General features: G+C 62.8%; 15 protein-coding genes. 8 read left to right on the forward strand and 7 right to left on the reverse strand.

What is annotated here, in order from left to right; translation table 11 throughout:
- Positions 1–176 precede the first annotated feature (176 nt).
- Positions 177–545 (forward strand): hypothetical protein, encoded by a 369-nt coding sequence (locus QO033_RS24050; RefSeq protein ID WP_284483278.1) that lies wholly within the window; start codon positions 177–179, stop codon positions 543–545.
- A gap of 30 nt (positions 546–575) precedes the next feature.
- Here QO033_RS24050 and QO033_RS24055 read toward each other — a convergent pair whose 3' ends face one another.
- Positions 576–977, reverse strand: a complete 402-nt coding sequence (locus QO033_RS24055; RefSeq protein WP_284483279.1) for a hypothetical protein — start codon at positions 975–977, stop codon at positions 576–578.
- Between QO033_RS24055 and QO033_RS24060 the strand changes: the two genes are divergently transcribed.
- The 6 genes from QO033_RS24060 (at position 970) to QO033_RS24085 (ending at position 10,827) form a co-directional block, all read left to right on the forward strand.
- The gene (locus tag QO033_RS24060) at positions 970–7,293 is read left to right on the forward strand and encodes a hypothetical protein (protein WP_284483280.1); all 6,324 of its coding nucleotides are present in this window, start codon (positions 970–972) and stop codon (positions 7,291–7,293) included. The genes QO033_RS24055 and QO033_RS24060 overlap by 8 nt on opposite strands.
- Positions 7,293–8,186 carry a hypothetical protein gene (locus QO033_RS24065; RefSeq protein ID WP_284483281.1) on the forward strand — a complete coding sequence of 298 codons (894 nt, stop codon included), beginning with the start codon at positions 7,293–7,295 and terminating at the stop codon, positions 8,184–8,186. Before QO033_RS24060 ends, QO033_RS24065 begins: the two co-directional genes overlap by 1 nt.
- Positions 8,186–9,430, forward strand: coding sequence for a peptidase G2 autoproteolytic cleavage domain-containing protein (locus QO033_RS24070; RefSeq protein WP_284483282.1), 1,245 nt, complete (start codon positions 8,186–8,188; stop codon positions 9,428–9,430). Before QO033_RS24065 ends, QO033_RS24070 begins: the two co-directional genes overlap by 1 nt.
- 67 nt (positions 9,431–9,497) lie before the next feature.
- Positions 9,498–9,827 carry a phage holin family protein gene (locus QO033_RS24075; protein ID WP_284483283.1) on the forward strand — a complete coding sequence of 110 codons (330 nt, stop codon included), beginning with the start codon at positions 9,498–9,500 and terminating at the stop codon, positions 9,825–9,827.
- The gene (locus tag QO033_RS24080) at positions 9,803–10,627 is read left to right on the forward strand and encodes a hypothetical protein (RefSeq protein WP_284483284.1); all 825 of its coding nucleotides are present in this window, start codon (positions 9,803–9,805) and stop codon (positions 10,625–10,627) included. The genes QO033_RS24075 and QO033_RS24080 overlap by 25 nt, the downstream gene beginning before the upstream one ends.
- Before the next feature lie 2 nt (positions 10,628–10,629).
- Positions 10,630–10,827, forward strand: a complete 198-nt coding sequence (locus tag QO033_RS24085) for a hypothetical protein (protein ID WP_284483285.1) — start codon at positions 10,630–10,632, stop codon at positions 10,825–10,827.
- Positions 10,828–11,038: 211 nt separating this feature from the next.
- Here QO033_RS24085 and QO033_RS24090 read toward each other — a convergent pair whose 3' ends face one another.
- The 6 genes from QO033_RS24090 to QO033_RS24115 all read right to left on the reverse strand — a co-directional run bounded on the left by QO033_RS24090 (position 11,039) and on the right by QO033_RS24115 (position 18,858).
- Entirely contained in the window at positions 11,039–11,365 is a 327-nt protein-coding gene (locus tag QO033_RS24090) for a hypothetical protein (protein WP_284483286.1), read from the reverse strand.
- Positions 11,366–12,082: 717 nt separating this feature from the next.
- Positions 12,083–13,072: a calcium-binding protein gene (locus tag QO033_RS24095; protein ID WP_284483287.1), complete on the reverse strand. Its 990-nt coding sequence runs from the start codon at positions 13,070–13,072 to the stop codon at positions 12,083–12,085.
- A gap of 583 nt (positions 13,073–13,655) precedes the next feature.
- Positions 13,656–15,524 (reverse strand): calcium-binding protein, encoded by a 1,869-nt coding sequence (locus tag QO033_RS24100; RefSeq protein ID WP_284483288.1) that lies wholly within the window; start codon positions 15,522–15,524, stop codon positions 13,656–13,658.
- Between the two features lie 573 nt (positions 15,525–16,097).
- Positions 16,098–16,688 (reverse strand): calcium-binding protein, encoded by a 591-nt coding sequence (locus QO033_RS24105; protein ID WP_284483289.1) that lies wholly within the window; start codon positions 16,686–16,688, stop codon positions 16,098–16,100.
- A 218-nt stretch (positions 16,689–16,906) separates the two neighbouring features.
- Positions 16,907–18,121 (reverse strand): MFS transporter, encoded by a 1,215-nt coding sequence (locus QO033_RS24110; protein ID WP_284483290.1) that lies wholly within the window; start codon positions 18,119–18,121, stop codon positions 16,907–16,909.
- Between the two features lie 131 nt (positions 18,122–18,252).
- Entirely contained in the window at positions 18,253–18,858 is a 606-nt protein-coding gene (locus QO033_RS24115) for a TetR/AcrR family transcriptional regulator (RefSeq protein WP_284483291.1), read from the reverse strand.
- A 75-nt stretch (positions 18,859–18,933) separates the two neighbouring features.
- Between QO033_RS24115 and QO033_RS24120 the strand changes: the two genes are divergently transcribed.
- Positions 18,934–19,725: a crotonase/enoyl-CoA hydratase family protein gene (locus QO033_RS24120; RefSeq protein ID WP_284483292.1), complete on the forward strand. Its 792-nt coding sequence runs from the start codon at positions 18,934–18,936 to the stop codon at positions 19,723–19,725.
- Positions 19,726–19,797: the final 72 nt, after the last annotated feature.

The raw sequence follows: 19,797 nt of genomic DNA on the forward strand, positions 1-19,797 counted from the left end.
ACCCAGAACCTCACCCAACATAGCGCCTCCCGATAAGACACGTCGCTAAAGACGTCGTTATGCACGTGTCTTATCTCGGTCCGCCTCCATCAGGCAGGCGGCATCAATCGGGCGCTTACGAAAGGCTTGTCCCGCCTCGCCAAGCTGATCCCGGGTGTCGCGAAGGAGGTGGACTGATGGACCGCCGCAACTTCCTCTCCGCCGCTCCGGCGTTCAGCTTCGGAGCCCTCATGGCATCCGGTGCTACCGCTGCTGTACCGACCGACCCGCTCCGCAGTTGGTTCGAGGATTGGCAGACCTTGCGGGCCGAATGGAACGGCAATGGCCATGACGAAGACGGCGAGCAATCGGCGTATGGCGAGGCTTTGTGGTCTCGGGCTGACGGGCTGGAAGAAAAGCTGGCAACGACTAAGGCAACCACGGCCGACGGTGCGCTCGCGCAGCTCGAGTGGATGCTGGCCGACAGCACAGATATGGATTTCCAGACCGGTCACCGCGAAGCGCTGGAGCTGGCTCACGAAGCGCTCAAGGCGCTTGTGGCATGAACCGCAGGGCGGCCCAAGGGCCGCTCTCAACTACCTATCGCTGTTGATAATCGCGTTGCAAAAACCTTCGGCGAACATATTGTCTTGAACGCCTTCGCTGTTTGCCATGAGTTTTGATGCTTGGAATACCCGCCACGGCGGAAGTTCCCAAGGACGCCGCAGAGAAAAAGAATAGGCTCTGGAAGTCGCTATCCGGAGAGCTTCCGGTTTGTCTGGGCAGGTTGATCCGACAGCCATCTGCATAACCATCTCAGTGGCTTCTTTGCTAAGCTCCCCGCGGGCCTTCAAGCTGACTTCAATGCCAACGACGGCAGCAAATACTGCGAGGGCAAAAAACACCGCAAACCGATAACGCATCTTTCCCTCCAAAGCCCCGTAGCGCCGCACGCTACGGGGCTTTTCTTTTGCCCGCAAGGAACTCTCGATGAGCATGACCTTCGCCCAGCTCGGGATCGAATTCACGACGCGCACCGCGGCCAAGGCGGCGAACGACATCGACAAGGTGGAGAAGGCTGCCGGCCGCGCCGAGAAGCGTGCTGAGGCGCTGTCCGGCAAGTCGAAGCGCCTTGCAACCGACATGGCGACTGGGGCGAAAGGCGTGCGTCGTGTCACCAACGCACTGGGCAAGATGCACGGTGGCGCCCGCAGGGCGACGGACGGGATAGAGCTGGTGATCGCCAGGATCAACAAGCTCAAGGGGGTGGCGACCGCCGTTGTCGCGGCCGCGGGGGCGCTGTCGTTCCTGGGGGTAAGCGCGATCAACACCGGCACCGAGATCGACCGAATGGCACGGATTTCCAACGCGCTGCCGAGTGAGTTTCAGCGGTGGGCGGCTGGCGCAAAGTCGGTTGGGATCGAACAGGAACAGCTCGCTGACATCCTCAAGGACGTGAACGACCGCATCGGCGACTATGTGGCGACCGGCGGCGGTGAAATGGCCGATTTCTTCGACAACATCGCGCCTAAGGTTGGGGTGACGGCGAAGATGTTCCGCGAGCTTTCGGGGCCGCAGGCCCTGCAGCTCTATGTCGACAGTCTGAAAAAGGCCGGCGCCAGCCAGCAGGATTTGACCTTCTATCTCGAAGCAATGGCAAATGACGCCACAGCCCTTATTCCGTTGCTGGCGAACGGGGGGGCCGAAATGCAGCGTCTCGGGGATCGCGCGGTCGAGCTGGGCGGTATCCTGAGCGACGATGCTGTGCGCGGTTTGGCTGGGATGAAGCAGAGCCTGAACGCGTTGACGACGGTGACCCGTGGGGTGGCGCGAGAGCTTGGGTCCGCGATGGCTCCGGCGGTGGCTGCTGTGGCGGATGTTCTCACCGCGCTGATGACCAAGGGCAGCGCGCTGCGGCTGGTCCTCGATGGGCTGGCTGCGATCATTAGCGGCACCGCGAACTTCCTGACCGGACTGATCACCATCGTCTCCTCGGCGACATCGTGGCTCTGGGACATGGCAAAGGCTGGCGCAAAGGCTGTCGACGAGTTCACCGGCCTTTCAGACATCCTGAAAACGGTGATCGAGAACAGCCCGGTGGGGTGGATTTACGACGCCGTGACAGGCTTCGCTGACCTGATCCGCGTCACCGGCGGTTTCGGTAGCGCGATGAGCCTGCTCGGGGATGTGGTCGCCGGCGTGTGGGAAGGGATTTCTGGAAGTGCGAAAGCCATTGTTCCGGCTCTCGGCGCTGTTTGGGAGGATGTGAAGTCGGGTTTTTTCCAGCTGATGGAAAGTCTCACGGCAAAATGGCGTGATTTCCTGACCCTGATTTCCGGGTGGGCTGCATCCATTCCAGGTGCTGGGGAGTTGTCAGGATCGCTGATGCAAAAGGCCGGAGCCGCTGATGCAGAAGTGACGAACTTCATGCGCGCAGCGAATGACGCTGAGGAAGCTGCCAACGGGCTTCGGGAAACAGCAAAAGACCTCGCGACCGGAGGCTTTGACAAGGCCCGCGACGCTCTGTCCAAGCTCAACGTTACCGTGGGTGAGACGACAAGCCGTCTCGGAACCGGGGCGAGCGGCGGCGGTCTCAGCCCTGCTGCGGGCCGCGCGGGCAAGGCTGCCGATGCCCTGCGCAAGGAGGTCGACAAGCTGAATAAGGCCGCGGCCACCGGGCGCACGCCGCTGGAGAAATACCGCGCGGAACTCGCGAAACTGGAGGCTCTGAAGAAGCTCGGGCTAACCGATGGTGCCTATGCCATGGAGCTGGAGCGTATCAACGCTGAACTCGCTGACGGCATTCCAATTATCGGAGACGTTGCGGATGCCTGGGGAGAGTTTGTTGCCGGTGGGCTGAGGAACTTCAACGATTTCGTCGACCGCGTTCTCGGAAGCTTCAAGTCGATGATCGCTGAAATGATCGCGACGGCGGCGAGAAACCAGATCATCCTGAACATGGACCTGAACCCGATGGGCTCCGTTGGGGGCGCGGTCTCGGCTGCTGGCAGTTCCGCTGGAGGAGGAACGGGTCTTCTTGGAAGCATTCTCGGCGGAGGCGGCGGCTTCGTCAGCGGCATCGGCGGCGGGTTCGGAATCGGCATGGCGAACCTGTTCGGTGCTGGCGGCGGCGTAGGGACCTATTTCACCGGCCTCGGGGCTCAGGCCGGCGCGATCTTCGCTGAGGGGTTCTCGGCCAGCGCGCTCGGCGGCCTCGTCGGCATGGCCGGGCCGCTGATGGCGGTCGGGGCGATCCTGATGAAAGGGCTCAGCCGGACCTATGAGTTCTCCGGGATCCGAGGCAACTTCACCAGCGGCGGCTTCGAGGGCAAGGGCTACGACTTCTACAAGGGCGGCTTCCTGCGCGGCGACAAGACCGATTACTACGACATCAGCGGCGAGCTGCAGATGGTGCTGGATGACGCCACCCAGAGCGTGGTCCGGGGAATCGAGGACATGTCGGACGCCGTGGGCCTCTCCACCAAGAAGTTGGAGGGCTTTGTATCGTCCTATGTGCAGGTGAACACCAACCAGGACCCGGAAGCGGTTCTGGAGGACCTCATGGCCGCGCTCGAAGACGCCGGCGACGAGATGGCGCAGATGGTGCTGGGCACCACCGAGTTCACCCGGGCCGGCGAGAGCGCGCTGGAGGCGCTAACCCGCCTCGGCACCAGCATCACGGCGGTCAACGACGCGGCCGATCTGTTGGGGCACCGGGTCTGGGACATCAGCCTTGCCAGCGCCGATGCGGCGTCCGAGCTGGTCGACCTGTTCGGCGGCATCGACAATATGACGGCGGCGGTGAACACCTATTGGCGCGCCTTCTACAGCGAGGCAGAGCGCACCGACACGACGATCCGCATGCTGCGCGACACCTTCGCCCAGCTGGGCGTGGTCATGCCCGAGAGCCGCGATCAATATCGCCAGCTGGTCGAGGGGATCGACACGACGAATGATCGTGGCCGCGAGCTCTATGCCGCCCTCATCAGCCTGTCCGGCGCCATGGACGAAATCCTGCCGGCGGTGGCGCAGTTCACCATGTCCATCAGCGGCGTCCTGTCCGGGGTCGACGCCAGTGTGGCCGACCTGATCGACACGGCCAAGGCCAACAAGCAGACCACCGAGCAGGCGGCGGCCCTGTGGTATCGTACCGCGACGACCCTGCGGCAGTTCCTGACCGACCTTCTCGATACCGAGCTGACCGCCGCCAGTCCGTCGCAGCAACTTGCCGCGAACCAGTCGCGCTATCAGGCAGCCTTCGAGGCGGCACGTGGCGGCGACGTGGATGCTGCGCGCCAGATTCCGGCGCTGGCGAGGGCCTACCTCGATAGCGCCCGTGCGACCGCCTCCAGCGGCCTCGATTACCGGCGCATCGCCGCCCAGGTGCAGGGGCAGGTGAATTTCCTCGGCGGCATCGCGGAGCTGGAAGGCGCCAATCAGGACGTGCTGGCGACCCTCTACGAAGAGCAGATCGAGGTGCTGACCGCGTTGAGCGACTATTTGCAGCTGACTGGCCTCGACAAGGAGGACTTCGAGAAGCTGGACGGCTCGATTCAGGACTGGGTGAAAGGGCTCGACAAAGCCGACTTCGAGACAGTTCTGGCCGATCTGGCGGACGCGATCACCGATGCTCAGGATTTCAGCTACGACAAGCTGCTGGCCGACCTCGACATCACCCTGTCTCTCGCCGACAAGTCTAATCTGCCGAACTGGATGAAGGACATCATCGACGCGGCCGGAGGCGACATCAAGACGACGCTCGATTTCATCATCCGCCGCAACGACCTGACCCCAGACATGCGCTGGCTCGCGGTCAACTCGGTCTCCGAGCACATCAAGACGATCAAATTTATCACCGGATCGAAGGTGGACGAGGAGACCGCCGCGCTGGCGCTCGCCACCGGCGGCGAGCTACGCCGAAACCTGAAATTCTTCGTGACCAAGGAGCTGTCCCGCGAACAGAAGCTGATAGCGCTTTCCGGCAACCGGGAGATTTCCCGGACCATCAACGCGGTGCTGAGCTCGAAGATCGACCCGCTGGCGAAGAAGCTGGCTCTGGGCAACCTCGGCGCCTATGCCGTCGCCATCTCCGCCGCCTTCGCGCCGAACATCAACAAGAAGGTGCGGCAGGTGGTGATCGATCAGCAGGCCAGCTATGCGGCGATCATCAACGCCGCCATCAGCCAAAAGATGGGCGACGGCGCCCGCCGCATCCTGCTGAAACAGCAGGGGACCTATATCGCCAACATCACTGCGATCCTCGCCTCGAACATGACCAACCCGGTGCGCAGCCTGCTGCTGAACGCCAACACTCAGGCGGTCCGGGCCGTCACCGTGGCGATGGCCTTCCGCGATACGGTGAGCAAGGAGGCCCGCGGCCTGCTGCTGAACCGGGCCGGCGAGATCAACCGGACGATCCTGGCTGCCGTGCGCACCGCCGGCATTTCGCCGACCGGCGCGGTGTTCCTCACCCAGCTCGGGCTCGGGGACGCCGCCTATCAGAAATCGCTGATCGGCAAGATCGCCCTCGGCGCGCTGTCGAAGGACGAGAAACGCTTGCTGCGCGCCGCCGACGCATACGTCAAGACGACGCTGACGCTGGGCTTCGACCTCTCGGCGACGGATCGCGGCAACAGGACGTGGCGTGAGCGCCTCCTCGCCGCGCGGGACCAGTCGTTCATCACCACCGTCTGGGCGAATTTCGACCTGCGCAACGTCAGCAACCCGCGCCGCCGCAAGCTGCTGGATGCCCGGGCGCTCGGCTTCAAGAGCGAGGTCGCGGCAGAGTTCAACCTCAGCAATCTCCACCGGCTGACCGGGACCGCCTACCGCCGCCGGGCGAACCTGCTGGATGCGACGAACAAGGTCTTCGGATCGACTCTGGTCGCCGGCTTCAACCTAGGCTCCCTGACGAAAGGCAATGCAACGCGCCGGCAGCGCCTGCTGGACGCGAAGGGCCTGAGTTTCGTCAGCCAGCTAATCGGCGGCTTCAATATCGACGCCTTCACCGGCGACGGCATCCGGGCCAAGCGTCTGCGGCGGCTGCTGGACGCCAACCAGCTCACCACCAGCGGGGTGCTGAAAGCGGGGTTCGACCCGAACAGCCTGCGGGGGGACACGCTCTACAGCAAGCGGTTCCGCCGGCTGCTGGACGCCGAGGGGCTCAGCCTCAAGAGCACGCTGTTCGGGGCCCAGAACCTCAAGGGGCTGGACCGCAACGGCAAGCTCCTGCTGAACGCCGAGACCAACGCGATCACGAAGACGCTGAACGGCATCATCGAGCTCGACCGCCTGACGCACGCGCAGAAGTCCCTGCTGACAGCGATCAACGGCGCAACGACCGGCAAGATCACGCTGGCCGGCGGCTTTACCTATTCGCCGTCCGAGGCCTTCAAGAGGCTCTACGAGGGCACCTCCTCGGCGCTGCTCGACATCAAGAGGCCGATGGAGACGCTGGGAGAGCAGCTCGATCTGCTGCGCGCCGAGGTCGCGAAACAGGTCGCGATGCAGGACAAGCAGGAGCGGGTGACCGCGCTCGACAATTACGTCTCGAAGCTCTCCAAGGACGCCAAGGGCAATACGCTGGTCGGTGACAAGATCCTGTCGCGCATGGCGAAGATCGCAGGCATCGACATCAGCGGCATGACCAGCCGGGGGGCGGCGAACGCGCTGGCCCGGTTCAGCGACACCGACCTGTTCAGCGACTATGCGATGGACCAGACCGGCATCAAACGCCTTCGATCCGCCCGCCGCGATGCGCTCGATGAGCTCAAGAGCGTGGTGGCGCAGGTGGTCAGTTTCGACGCGGCTACCGGCGGCTATCTGAACCGGGCCGGGGTCGCCACCTCTCCGATCGTCTCCGGCGGACGCCTGAAATGGACCGCCGGCTTGCCGGACTCGGTGATGGGCGCCAATGCCGACGACCTCAAGCAATGGCGCGCGATCTGGTGGGCGAAAGGCGGCCTGGAGGATCGCCTCTGGGCGGCCGACAGGTCAGTGGCCACCATCGACAGGCAGATCGCCTCGTTCGATGGCGGCGGCTACACCGGCGATTGGGCGCGCTCTGGGGGCATGGATGGGAAGGGCGGGCGCCTGGGGCTGCTGCACCCGCGTGAGACGGTTTCCACAGACAGCCAGAACAAGGCCCTGCTCGCCGAGATAAAGGCGCTTCGGGAGGAGGTCGCCGGCATGCGCGATGAGGAGGCGGCAGCCAACCGCGTGAAGGCGCGCCACCTGGAGACGATCGCCGACCACAGCGAGCGCGTCGACCAGATCGTAGACACCACCACCGGCATTCTGACGAGGACCACCTGATGCACATTGTCCCGCGCATTCCGATCACGGGAGAGATGATTACCAGCACCAATGTCACTGACGCCGCCGACTTCGATCTGAGCACGACCTACAACCTCGGCGATCTGGTCACCGACCCTGCGACGATGATCGAATACGAGAGTCAGGGCGCCGGCAATCTTGGCAATACCCCAGCGACCGACGACGGCACATGGTGGGTCGCCACCGGCTACGCGAACAGTATGCGCATGGTCGACGGCTTCCTATCCGCGCAGACCACCAACGCCAACTCCATCGAATTGGTGTTGGACATTGGGCAGCTGTTCACTTCCGTCGTCTGCTTCAATGTCTCGGCGCAGGAGGTGACGCTCTCCATCAAGGAGGATGCCGCAGAGATTTTCTCGCAGACCATCGACATGGTGAGAACGGATGACGTTCAGGACCTCTGGGACTATTTCTTCACCGAGCCGGAATACAAGACGGTGGCGATCTTCCCCTCGGTGCCTGGTTTCGCCGGGGCGCAGGCAACCTTGACGATCAGCGCCCCCAGCGACACCGCGAAGATCGGCGAGGCCTTCTTCGGCTATGGCAGGTTCATCGGGGAAACCCTCGAAGGGTCCGGCCCGCAGTTCAAGGATTACTCTGTCAAAGAGGCGAACGATTACGGGGAGTTCACCGTGGTCGAGCGGCCTTTCTCTCGCGGCGCGTCGTTCGAGGTGGGCATCAACCCTCAGGACACTGAGCGCATCATGCGCATCCTCGAAGAGAACCGCGCCAAGGTCTGCGCATTCTTCCCGGCCGACGAGATGGAGCATTACGGGCTCACCATCGCTGGGTTCCTTACCAAATTCTCCCCTGGTCTCAAGCATCGCGGGATCGTCCCGGTCAACATCAACGTCGAAGGAGTCACCTGATGGCAATCCCGAGCCTCACCGCCCTCACGAACCCGCCGGCGCGCGCCTCGGCGCCGGCAAATTACGTCTCCAGTATGGACTCTTGGCTGGCGTCTCTGGTGACCTTGGTCACCGAGTTCAACACGCTGGTTTCATACCTCAACACCAACAGTACGATCATCGGCAGCGCACTGAACGGCACCTCGATCGGTCTTACGACGCCGGCCGCGTCCAAGTTCACACAGGTCATTGTCGAACAGCCAACGACCGGCACCGCAATGATCCTGCGTAGCGATTCCGGGTATAACGTTGCGCTGAAATTCAGCCCGCAGTCCACCGATGTCTGGAGCATCATCGGTACACAGGCCGGGTCCCTCTCTTTCTATGACTTCGGCGGACCTGCCGTTCCGGTGATCTTCGAGACCGGCGCTGAGGCCAACACTTTCGTGCTTGATGCGGCGAGCAGGGTTGGGGTGGGGACCGCTTCGCCGACTGCGAAACTCGGGGTATCTCAGGCTGCCGCCGCAACATCGGCGCTTGCCATCAACTGCACCTCGACCTCGTTTACGTCCCTGGCGGCCAATATCTCGGTCAGCACTTCGGCGGCATCGACCTTTTCGTTCTTGACCGCCTACAGCGGAGGCGGCGACCTCGAATTCAAGGTGCGCGGTGACGGCGAGGTGACGGCGGACGGGTCGTTCAACGGCGGCGGGGCCGACTATGCGGAATATTTCGAATGGGAGGACGGCAACCCCGGCGCCGCTGACCGGCGCGGCGTCTCGGTGGTGCTGGTGAACGAGAAAATCCGGCCGGCACTGGCCGGTGAGACGCCCATCGGAGTGATCTCTGGCCGCCCCTCTGTCGTCGGGGACTCCGATATCGACCGCTGGAAGGACAAGTACCTGACCGATGATTTCGGGTCTCACGTCCTCGAAGATCACGACGCGATCGAGTGGACCGAGATCGAGGATCAGGGGACCCCGGAACTGCCGAACATGGTGGAAATCCATCACGCCTATGTCGTCGGTGAGCTGCCGCCCGGCGTGACCCCGCCGCCGGAGGCCGTCACGACCACCATTAAGCGCAAGGTGCTGAATCCGTCCTATGACCCGGCGCTGGCCTATGTGCCGCGCGCCGACCGGCCGGAATGGGACGCGGTGGGGCTGATGGGCAAGCTGCGGATCCTCAAGGGCCAGCCGGTGGCACCGGGCTGGATGAAGATGCGCGACATCAGCGCGACCGTCGAAGAGTGGCTGGTGAAATAGCTGCCACACCATCCGACCGACCATGCCCCGCCTCGCGCGGGATTTTTTGTGCGCGCAAGGAGCCAGGATGCACGACCCGACACAGCCCACAGGGCTCATCGCCTGGATGCAGGCAATCTTCGGTGGTGGTGTGACCACCCTCATCGCTGCCGGTCTCGGCCGGCTCATCTGGCACGGTCAGGAGGCGAGGGCAGGGCGCCGGCCGTGGATCGGTTGGCACCTGGCCTGGGAGGCGCCGACGGCCGTTGCCATGGCCGTGGTGGCTGAGGCGGGGGCCTCCTGGGCCGGCCTGCCTCAGACGGTGACCACCGGCGTTGTCGCGGTCGTCAGCTACCTCGGGCCCCGCGGCCTATTCGACCTGATCGAGCGGCGATGGAGCCGTTCGACGAAGACCTGATCGCCCCGCCACAGCGCGGGGCTTTTTCTTTGGAGGACGATATGGACCGATCAGCGTTCTACGCGGCCCTGCGCAAGCGAGATAGCGGCATCTTCGGGACGGCGCTGTCGCAGCGGCAGGTCGATGGGCTGGAAGCGCTGCTGGACGCCTGCGCCGGCCTCAGCTTGCACCACGCCGCCCATGTGCTGGGCGAGAGCTACCACGAGACCGGGGGAGGCATGTTCCCTGTCAAGGAGACCGTCTACCGCTCCAGCAAGGATCTTCGGCCGAGCGACGCGACCGTCATCGGCCGGCTGGAAGCCGCATGGCGCAAGGGCAAGTTGCCCTGGGTCAGGGCGCCGTACTGGCGTGAAGGCTGGTTCGGGCGCGGTGTGATCCAGCTCACCCATGCTGACAACTACCGCCGGGCCTCGGCGCTTGTCGGCATCGATCTGGTCAGCCATCCAGAGGCGGCACTGGAACCCGCGATCTCCGCCCGCATCGCGGCCGAGGGATGCGCCACCGGCCTCTTCACTGGCCGCAAGTTGACCGACTTCGACCTGCCAGGCGGTGGGTATGACCACGCTGCGGCCCGGGCAATCGTCAATGGCGACGCAAGGCTCAACGGACTGAAGGTTTCCGGCTATGCCGAGGCCTTCGAGCGCGCACTAAGAGCCGCCGGGTGGGGCGTGGCGCCGGAGATTGAGCCGGAGCCGGTCGAGGAGACCGATCCGACCACGGCGGGGCCTCCGGCCGCCGCAACCCCGTCCTTCTTCACCGCGCTGCTGCGCAAAATCCTGAGCATCCTGAAAGGAGCCTGACCATGCAATCCGTCTATATCCGCCTCGCGCTCTACGTCGCCTCGACCCTGCTGGGTCTGATCCCCGGCGCCGCGCTGGGCTGGGTCAGCTATGACGCCGCGACCCATATTCTGACCGTCAATGTCGAGGGGGCGCTGACCGCGCTTGGGACCGGGCTGATCGGCTCGGTCGGTGTCTTCGCCAAGTGGGGCATCAGATAGGCTGACAAGTGGCGGCGACTGGCAACCGTCGGTTCGTCGCTAGCCGGCAAACTCGTGCGGGCGCTGCGTCCGGGAGATTGGTAACTGATTGTTGGTCTGATCAGGGAAGAGTTGCCGCAGTGTGGGCAGATAAGGCCACTTTGCATGAAGCTAGCCAGCCGCGAAAAGGCGGGGGAACATATAGCTCCCTGACCGCCTGCTATTCAATGTGTCAGTTGAAGGTGAAGGTGCCGACCTTGCAGACGTCAACATCCTCCTGTTTCACCTGATCTCCATCTTCGAAGACTGCGAGAAAGTCGAAGATGCAATGGCCGGTTCCGTCGTCGAAATTGACATCGACAGATTCGCCGTGCGGCAGAGTATCGTCGCCGAGAATATCTTCCTCCCATGAAGTGGTCCCATTGTTGGAGCCATAGAATTCGACCATCGTATAGCCGGTTTCGTTTACGATGGTGACAATGCGGTCGGCCGCAAGCGTCGGTGTGGGCACGACATGCGCCAAGACAAGAAAGGCGCTGGCAATTGCATAGGTCTTCATTGGTGATATTTCTCCATTAATTCAACGGACTCAGTGTGGCAGCGTATGTCCTGGCTTCACTGGTTGCCCGCTGGCGCGGAACCTACACCCCTCTTGAAGATTGAAAAGTGAAAACGTCTTTCATTTCGTCAATGATCCCGTGCCCTTGGCACATTCGTTGACTGCGCACAGAGATGGTGCAGCTTTGTAGGTGCGGCAGGTTTCTCGGCTACTTGGAAAGGTAGACGGATCGCCAGCCGGCCGCAGCTGCTGGCGCTATTCGGCCTCAGCCTGTCCGCGGATGATGCCGCCGGCGTAGCTGGTCATGTCGAGGCGATCATCTCCGCGCTTGGTGGCCTGCTGGCTGATCTATGGCTGGGTCACGGCGACCAAGGCGATCGGGCTGTAGTCATCCCGGCGGCGGGGCTCAGCCGCGTATCATAGCAAAGGATCTGACCGACTTGGGTTCTGCTCGCTTGGCCCGTCCTGTTGCCGCAGGGCGGGCTCACTATTTGTGGAGGGCGGTTTCTCATCCTGGTGCTGGCGCGTCCCCCACCTAACGTCCGAAGCGGTCTGTAGCCCAACTACAGGGGTCGATGTCCCGCGCCAGCGAGCGCATCATAGGGCGGTTGATCGTCTGGGTGAATGACTTTAGCTGGGATGGAGCATGGCTGATACTCCCGGACATGCGGTGGCGGCGTCATAAGAGCAACTTGGCCGCCACCGTTTGCGTGCGATCTATGCAATGTCGAATAGGATATCGCTGCTTCGGACGGCGGCGCCATCTAGGTCGACGATGACATCGCCGCGATAGACGAGCGTGCTGTCGTTGAGATCCAGATAGAGCTTTCCATATTCCGACCCAACACTATCTCCCTTGGCTACGACGATAAGGTCTTCGGCGCTGAGTGAATCGTCCGAGATGAGGATCTTGTCCTTCGTCCTTTTGAAATCCGTGATGATCGCCATCGGGTCGTCCGAGACTCGTGCAATCTCGAAAATATCCTTGCCTCCGTTGCCGCTGACGATGTCATAGTCGAAATTCCGATACGATCCTTCGAGTTGGATATGGTCTGCGCCGCCGCCGCCCTTGACCCGCTCCATGCTTACACCCCTGGTCACGATCAGATCATTTCCGGTGCCACCGAGCAACTGAGTGCCATCGTCACCGGAGATATTGATGATCGTATCTGCTCCGCCACCACCATTGACCACGGCCGAGTTCACCACAGTTGTAGCGCTGCCGAGATAAACGGTGTCGGCGCCTTTCCCCATGTTTATCGCGACTCTTTCCTCATTGTAATTGTCCGGGATAAATTCGAGCTTCTCGGCGCGTGCCCCGCCTCGTATGGTGACGTCTCCGAAGTCTCCGGGTGAAAGGGACGTGATGAGTTTCAACTCCAGATTCTCAACGCTTTTCAGGCTCGCCCCGAAATCTGACAGAGACAGGGTGAGCTCCGCCTGTTCGACGATGGCGGTCAAATGGAGCGTGTCAACGCCGCGGTCACCGTTGAAGGTCATGCCCACCAATGCCTCGGATAGATCGTCCGCTTCGTCCACGCGGATTTCTCCTTCGACACGGTCAGCTCCAAGGCCCCCGACAAACTTGTTCCTGATCGTGTCTTCGGAAAACACGAAAGTGTCGTCACCTTTTTCGCCAAGGTAAGTGTCGCCCGTCGATCGTGCGATCATTCGGTCATCAAAACGCGTCCCGGAAATGCGTGCCATTAATTCATTCCTTTGTTAATCAAGTAATCAACCGACATTCCTCATATGGCGTGCCGCTTTGTGGTAAAAATTAGCTGACCGTGTCGGCCAATCAAGCATTTTCCGGCCAGTACGGCGTCCGAGCCCCCGGGAAAGACAGGGAACCGGACAGATCGGGCCGCGAAGGTGCAGCATCCGCCTCCGGAAGCAATCATCTCCGCGCTCGGCGGGCAATCTGTGGTTGGGTCAAGGGGATCAAGGCCGCCGGGCCGTTGTCATTCCGTCGGCGGGGCCGAGACGCGCGCGCCCCCCAAAGTAGCTGATCGACCTGCGCTGTGCTCGCCGCCGTTCTGTCGCCAGAGAGCGGGCTTTCGGTTGCTTGAGGAGCGTGAGGCACAGGACATCGATAGGAAGAGGGCTAGGCTCCGGTGTGCAGGCCCGAGCCAGCGCCGCCAGTGGGGCGAGGCGGCGTTGCGGACATTGGTCACTCCGCGGTCGATTTCGGAGACGCTGCGGTATTGTAGCGGGGAAGGGTGGCCTGAAATGAGGCCAAGCCTGAGAGGCAGCGCGAAGCACCGCGCGCTGCCTCCTGATCAGACATCGACTAGAGGAGAAAATCGGCGTCAACGAGATCATATCTCCCGTCCAGCGTGATCTTCAAATCGGCTTTTCCGTCGCCGTTCACATCGCCGGCGACGAACGTCTCTCCCTTGTTGCTCCAGGTCCGGAGCTCCCCAGCCCTTCCGGAAAACGCATCCGAACCGATCAGAACAAAGTCCTGATCCCCTCTGATGCTGGTGTCAGCATCCATTCGGCTCATGTCCAGAACATCTCCCTGTCGGGAGCTGAAGTCTTTGACGGTATCGCCTCTGGCTTGCTTTGCAGTGGCAAAGACGAAGGTGTCAGCACCCTTGCCGCCGGTCAGCTTGTCGGCGCCCGCGCCGCCGTCGAGCGTATCCTTGCCGCCGCCGCCCAGCAGGGTATCCTTGCCGGGGCCGCCAATCAGGCGGTCATTTCCCGCGCCGCCCAGCAGCCTGTCATTACCGCTCTGTCCTTTCAAAGTGTCATGTCCGCCGCTGCCGTTCAGTACGTCGGCACCGCCCTTGCCAAGGATCACGTCGTCGCCCCCGAGGCCGTCTATGGTATCCGCCCTGGCAGTCCCGACCAGCTTATCGTCCCCCTTGCTGGGGCCGGTGGGGCTGTCGTCGTCAGGAATGATCAAGACGCGCCCATGCAGCCCGTCGATGGTGCCGTCCAGCGCAATCCCGGACTGGTCGGAAAATACGATAGCGACGTTGCCATCGGGCAGAACCGTTTCCTCGGCGATCAGCTGGGTGCCCGAAAGCGTGGTGTTGATTTCGATCGCATCGCCCAGCGGCTTGCCGCTGGCGTCGAGGATCTGGGCCTTGATGTCGTAGTCGCCATAGTCGATTGCGATCTGCCAGATCACCAAGATGCGGTCGCCGCTCAGCGCGATGACGCGGCCGACATCATAGGGCAGGCTTTCCTCGCTGCCGGGAAATGGCACGTCGGCGCTGCGCTGATAGGTGCCGGAATTGTCGAACCAGTCGATCCGGAAGCTGTCGATCTGGCTATCAGAGCGAATGTCGGGATCGAACTTGTAGCCCATGATGAAACCGCCACCCGGCAGTGCGGAGAGATAATCGCCGGTAAGGCCGGTCATGCTGGAATCGCCCGGCGTCTGATCGTGATCGCCGTCGTTGAAATACTCCAGGATGACAGGATCCGTTGCGCCTTTGAGGCCCTTGGGCGGGGAGACCAAATCGGGGCCCGAGATGCGGACGACCGCACCGTTATAGGAATAGCTGGGATAGCTTATTACCACATCGCCGTTGGCGAGCTGGGTCATGGTAACGGCGCTGTCGGTCGTGTCGAAGACCTTGACCTCCTCGCCCAGGACGGTGCCACCCTTGGTCACCACATGCGCATAGGTCGCGGCCTCGCCCCGATGTGTATAGAGAACGATCGCATTGCCGTCCTGCAGTCCGAGGACGTCGCCGGTATCGTTGTCGTTGTAATCTGCACCGTCGTTGACGGCCGGGACTTCGTGGTCAGAGCTGGCCAGAATCTGTTTCGATCTGGGTGTTCCGTTGGCATCAAAGGCGCGGAAATAGATGTCGTTATCGGTGTCAGGAAGCAGGGAGTTGACGTTAGTCCAGCTGACCAGAAAGCCGCCGTCGGCCAACGCAGTCACCTCCGGCTCTCCCTGCGCGCCAGCATCCTTGGAATTCACTTTGATCGCATCGGTGATGGGGGTTCCATCGGTCTTGAACAGGCGAACATAGACATGGGAATCGCCGAATACGTCCCCGTCGGCGCCGCTATAGTCCTGCCAGACAACGGCGAGCCTTCCGCTTTTCAGCGCCGTTACGCTGGGGTTTAGCCCCAGCTTCATGGTGCCAAGATAGAATAGGGGATTCAGAGTAAATTCTTCACCAAATGTGGGCTGCATCACAAAACTCCGTAAAATATTGCACAAATATTGTGCGACTTTTTCGAAAATATCCCTCACTGTCAACGATTGAAAAAATGTTCCTAAACAATGGTTTGGTAGATTTCTTTCGCGACTGTGCTCCGACGTGAAGGCAGGGCTGCCGCTGTGGAGGTGGTTGTGGTGGCGGCTTGCGAAAGGAAGGCTGGCCGGCTTCCGATCCGAGGCCTGCCCGGCCTGTCGATATACGAAGTGTTCCTTAGTTCACTGAACTGGTGTGAACCGTTGAACATTGGAGAAACCGGCAAAACACTCTGTTTAAAAAGAGCGCCTTGGGCCAAATATCAATACCTTGGGCGCAAGTCGCTTCGTTTACACCGAAGATGTCGGGAGTTCGAGTCTCTCATCACCCACCATCCTGCCCTCCCACATCCTGCAGGTGGAAGCGATTGCCGTTCGGAACGGTGAGCGGACGCTGAGGGAGTTCCGCCGATTGGTTGAGCGAGCTTTCTGCCGGCCTCTTCACGCCCCAAAGCGGTCCCATCCCGGCGGCTGCGCTCAGGCAGGCTACAGCCAACGGAACGGGGGCTCTGATCAGAAGAACGAGACGTCCGAGACGTCGAGATCGGCCTTGTGAACGCCGAGCAGCGTGATGGTGTTGGAGGCATCCATCGTGATCACGGTGTTGGCGCCGACATCCGCAGTGTGGTTCAGCAGATCGGCGTAATCGGCGATCAGCCCGCTGGAGATCGCGATCACATCGGCATCGCCGGTCGCCCCGGCATGGAAGCCGTTGACGGTGTCGTGCCCGAAGCCGGCGGCGAAGATGAGGGTATCGCTGCCGCCGCCGCCGTTCATGGCATCATTGACGACATTGCCCCGCAGCGTGTCGTCGCCGGCCCCGCCGTTCATGGTGTCGGCCTCGTCGCCGCCATCCAGTCGGTCATCGCCGAAGCGGCCATAGAGCGTATCATTGCCGTCGACGCCGATCGTGCCAAGGCCGCGGGTGCCGTCGATCCCGATCGCATCTTCGGTGCCGGAATAGACCGATCCTTCGATCGTGAAGTTGGCGTTGCCGGTGCCGCTGATCGCGGTTCCCGTGGTGGCGAGTGCCTCGCTCGGCCCGACATAGCCCTCTTCGCCATCGACAAGCGTTCTTGCGGTCGTGCTGGTTCCATTCAACACAAAACTGGTCTCGTATTCGTCCTTGTCTCAATACGTATTTTTGCCAGACCTGGTGGCGCCTCGCAGCGTTTCGGTCATGACGGCGCCGGCAAGATCTTGGGAAATTGTCTTTTGCAACAAAACGGTCTTCGGCGAACTTGGGACAGCGGTATCCGGGGGACAGTCCTTTTGCCGCAGCCCTGCGGATTGTTGCCGGCCTCAGCGGTGCGGCGGGCGTCTCAGGTCGCTGCGCGGGTTCGGGGACGGGTGGCGAGGAAGAGGCCGCCGATGATCGCGAGATTTACCAGACCGAAGAGCGTCGCGTTGGCGAAGGTCCAGAAATAGGCGCCGGTGATATCGAAGAAATAGCCCCCCTGAAACCCGCCGAGAGCATGGCCCAGCCAGCCGAAGGCCAGTACGAAGCCGGTGGCGGAGGCCCGGTGCGAGGCTGGGGCGAGCGCCCGGACGGTGACCAGAACGCCGGTCATCACGCCACCATATCCGAAACCGTAGATCGGCGTGAAAAGCCAGAAGGACTGGATCGACCCCAGCAGCAGGAACCCCAGCATCAGCAGTGTCTGCCACCCGGTCGCGACCAGCCAGGACCGCATCGGGCCGATCATGTCTGCGAGCTTGCCAAAGAAGATGCGCCCTCCGATCGCAGCGATGAGCATCAGGAGCAGCGGGCCGCCGGCTTCGGCGCCGACGCTGCAGACGCCCTGGATGAGGGGAACCAGATGCATCAGCGGCACCGCCATGCCGGCACAGCATCCCAGAACCGCGAGGGAGAGCGCAGGCAGGACGATCCGCGGCGAGAGCTGTGGTGCTGTCTCCTCTTCCCGGATGGTGCCAGCCGGGCCGTCCTGTTTCGGCGGCGCGATCATGAGGAAGGACAGCGGGATCAGGCTGATCGCGGAAAAAACCGCGAGCAGCGTCAAGGCGGTCTGCCAGTCGGTCATCTGGATCAGGTAGCCCGCGGCATAGGGGACAAGGCCCTGGCCAAGCGCCTGTCCGGCAGAGGCGAGCCCGATCGCAAGCCCGGCGCCATGCCGGAACCAGCTACCGACCAGCGCGATCACCGGTGCATAAAGCGCCCCTCCGCCGAGCGCGCCGGCGGCGAAGAACAGCGCGTAGAACTGCCACAGATGCTGTGCCTGAGCCGCCAGCAGAAGCGACAGCGACAGGCAGCCGGCGCCGAGCAGGCAGACCAGCCGGGCCGGAACCCGATCCGCGACGAGCCCGAGAACAATCCCGCCGAGCGCGATCCCGATCAGCCCGGCGGAGTTGATCGCGGCCACCTCGGCCCGCGCCCATCCGAAATGCGCTTCGAGCGGTACCAGAAAGGCGGAGAGGCCGTTGACCAGAGTTCCCATGGCGATGGCGAGCATCACGGCGGCGGCGGTGACGATGACCCATCGGTAGCTGGGCTGGGAGGCTGGGGAGAGGGCGTTCATTCCGGGGGGCTTCGCTGGGGGCTGGGGGCTGACCTCGCGGCCGGCCTGGTCACAGGGGATGATCCCGCTATGCCACAACCACGATGTCTTGTCTGCAGTCACCGGCCATCGCTCCGGGCCGGGCGCGGTCGTCAGCTTCGGGAGGTGCCTTGGTCCGTCTGTGGCAACCGGGTCTGAACCAGCTCCCGTGCGGCGCCCCCCGCAGCTTCGGCATAGCTGGGATCACGATGGGTCAGCATCGCGGCAAAGGCTCCGTCCATCAGAACGGCGACGCTCCGGGCCAGCGCCGCGCTGTCGCCGATCCCGCCCGCGCCGAGCCGCCCCGCCAGCCAGGCCTCGAATTTCTTCTTGTGGGCGGCCCCCACCGCCACCGCGGGGTGCCCCGGCATATTCGCCAGTTCCGCGACGGTGCGCAGAAAGCCGCAGCCCTTCCATTTGGGATGCCGGGCATTCTCCGCAACCCGGGTGAAGATCTCCGCCGTCTTGTCGGCGACCGTGCCGCCGGCGGCGTCGAACCACGCCTCGAAGGCGGCCAGATTCGGCTGGTCGCGCGAGATCAGATAAGCCTCGATCAGCTCATCCTTGCTTCGGAAGTGATAATAGAGCGTCCGCTTGGTCAGTCCGGCTTTTTCCGCGATGGCATCGACACTTACGGCGCGAATGCCCTCTCCGTAAAACAGCTTGTTGGCGGCTGTCAGGATCCTGTCCCGCGTCGTGTCCGCTGACGATCGTGCCATGTATACTACCCAGTGAGTTTACTTGGGTATCCCCGGTTTGCAGGGTTCGGTCAATGCAATCGATGGAGAAGCACCATGACTGAAACGGTATTGATGGAACGTCGCGGCCCGATCGCGGTTCTGACGCTGAACCGGCCCGGCAAGCTCAACGCCCTGAGCTATCAGATGAACGACCGGCTGATCGCGCGGCTGGAGGAGATCGAGAGCGACGACAGCCTGCGCGCCGTGATCCTGACCGGCGCCGGTGATCGCGCCTTCTCTGCCGGCGGCGACATTCACGAGTTCACCGAAAGCGTGAGACGCGGGCCGGAGATCGCGCTGAGGGAGTTCGTGCGCCGGGGGCAACGCATGACACGGCGCCTGGAGGCCTTCGGCAAGCCGATCATCGCCGCCGTGAATGGCATCGCCTTTGGCGGCGGGTGCGAAATCATCGAGGCGGTTCATCTGGCTGTGGCCTCCGACCGGGCCAGTTTCGCCAAGCCGGAGATCAACATCGGCATCCCGCCGACCTTCGGGGGCACCCAGCGCCTGCCGCGTCTCGCCGGGCGCAAGCGCGCGCTGGAGCTTCTGCTGACCGGGGACCCGTTCGGGCCGGATCGCGCCTATGAATTGGGCCTGGTCAACCGGGTGGTTCCGCACGGCGATCTGATGCCGGCGGCGGTTGAGCTGGCGGAGCGGATCCTGCGTCATTCCCCGCTGGCCGCAGCCCGGATCATCGCCGCGGTCACGCGGGGGCTGAACGCCTCCATCACCGAGGGGCTGGAGATCGAAAGCGAGCAGTTCGGTCGCATGGCTGCAACCCGCGATATCGGTGAGGGGCTGTCGGCCTGGATCGACAGACGGGCGCCTGTCTACACCGGCACCTGAGACCCCGCCGGCCCCGTTCCCGATCCCGGCGACAGGCGATCGGGGGCGGGGGACCCGGACAGCTGCCGGGGC

Origin of the sequence: Pseudodonghicola flavimaris (assembly GCF_030164425.1) — a bacterium.
Classification (GTDB): domain Bacteria; phylum Pseudomonadota; class Alphaproteobacteria; order Rhodobacterales; family Rhodobacteraceae; genus Pseudodonghicola; species Pseudodonghicola flavimaris.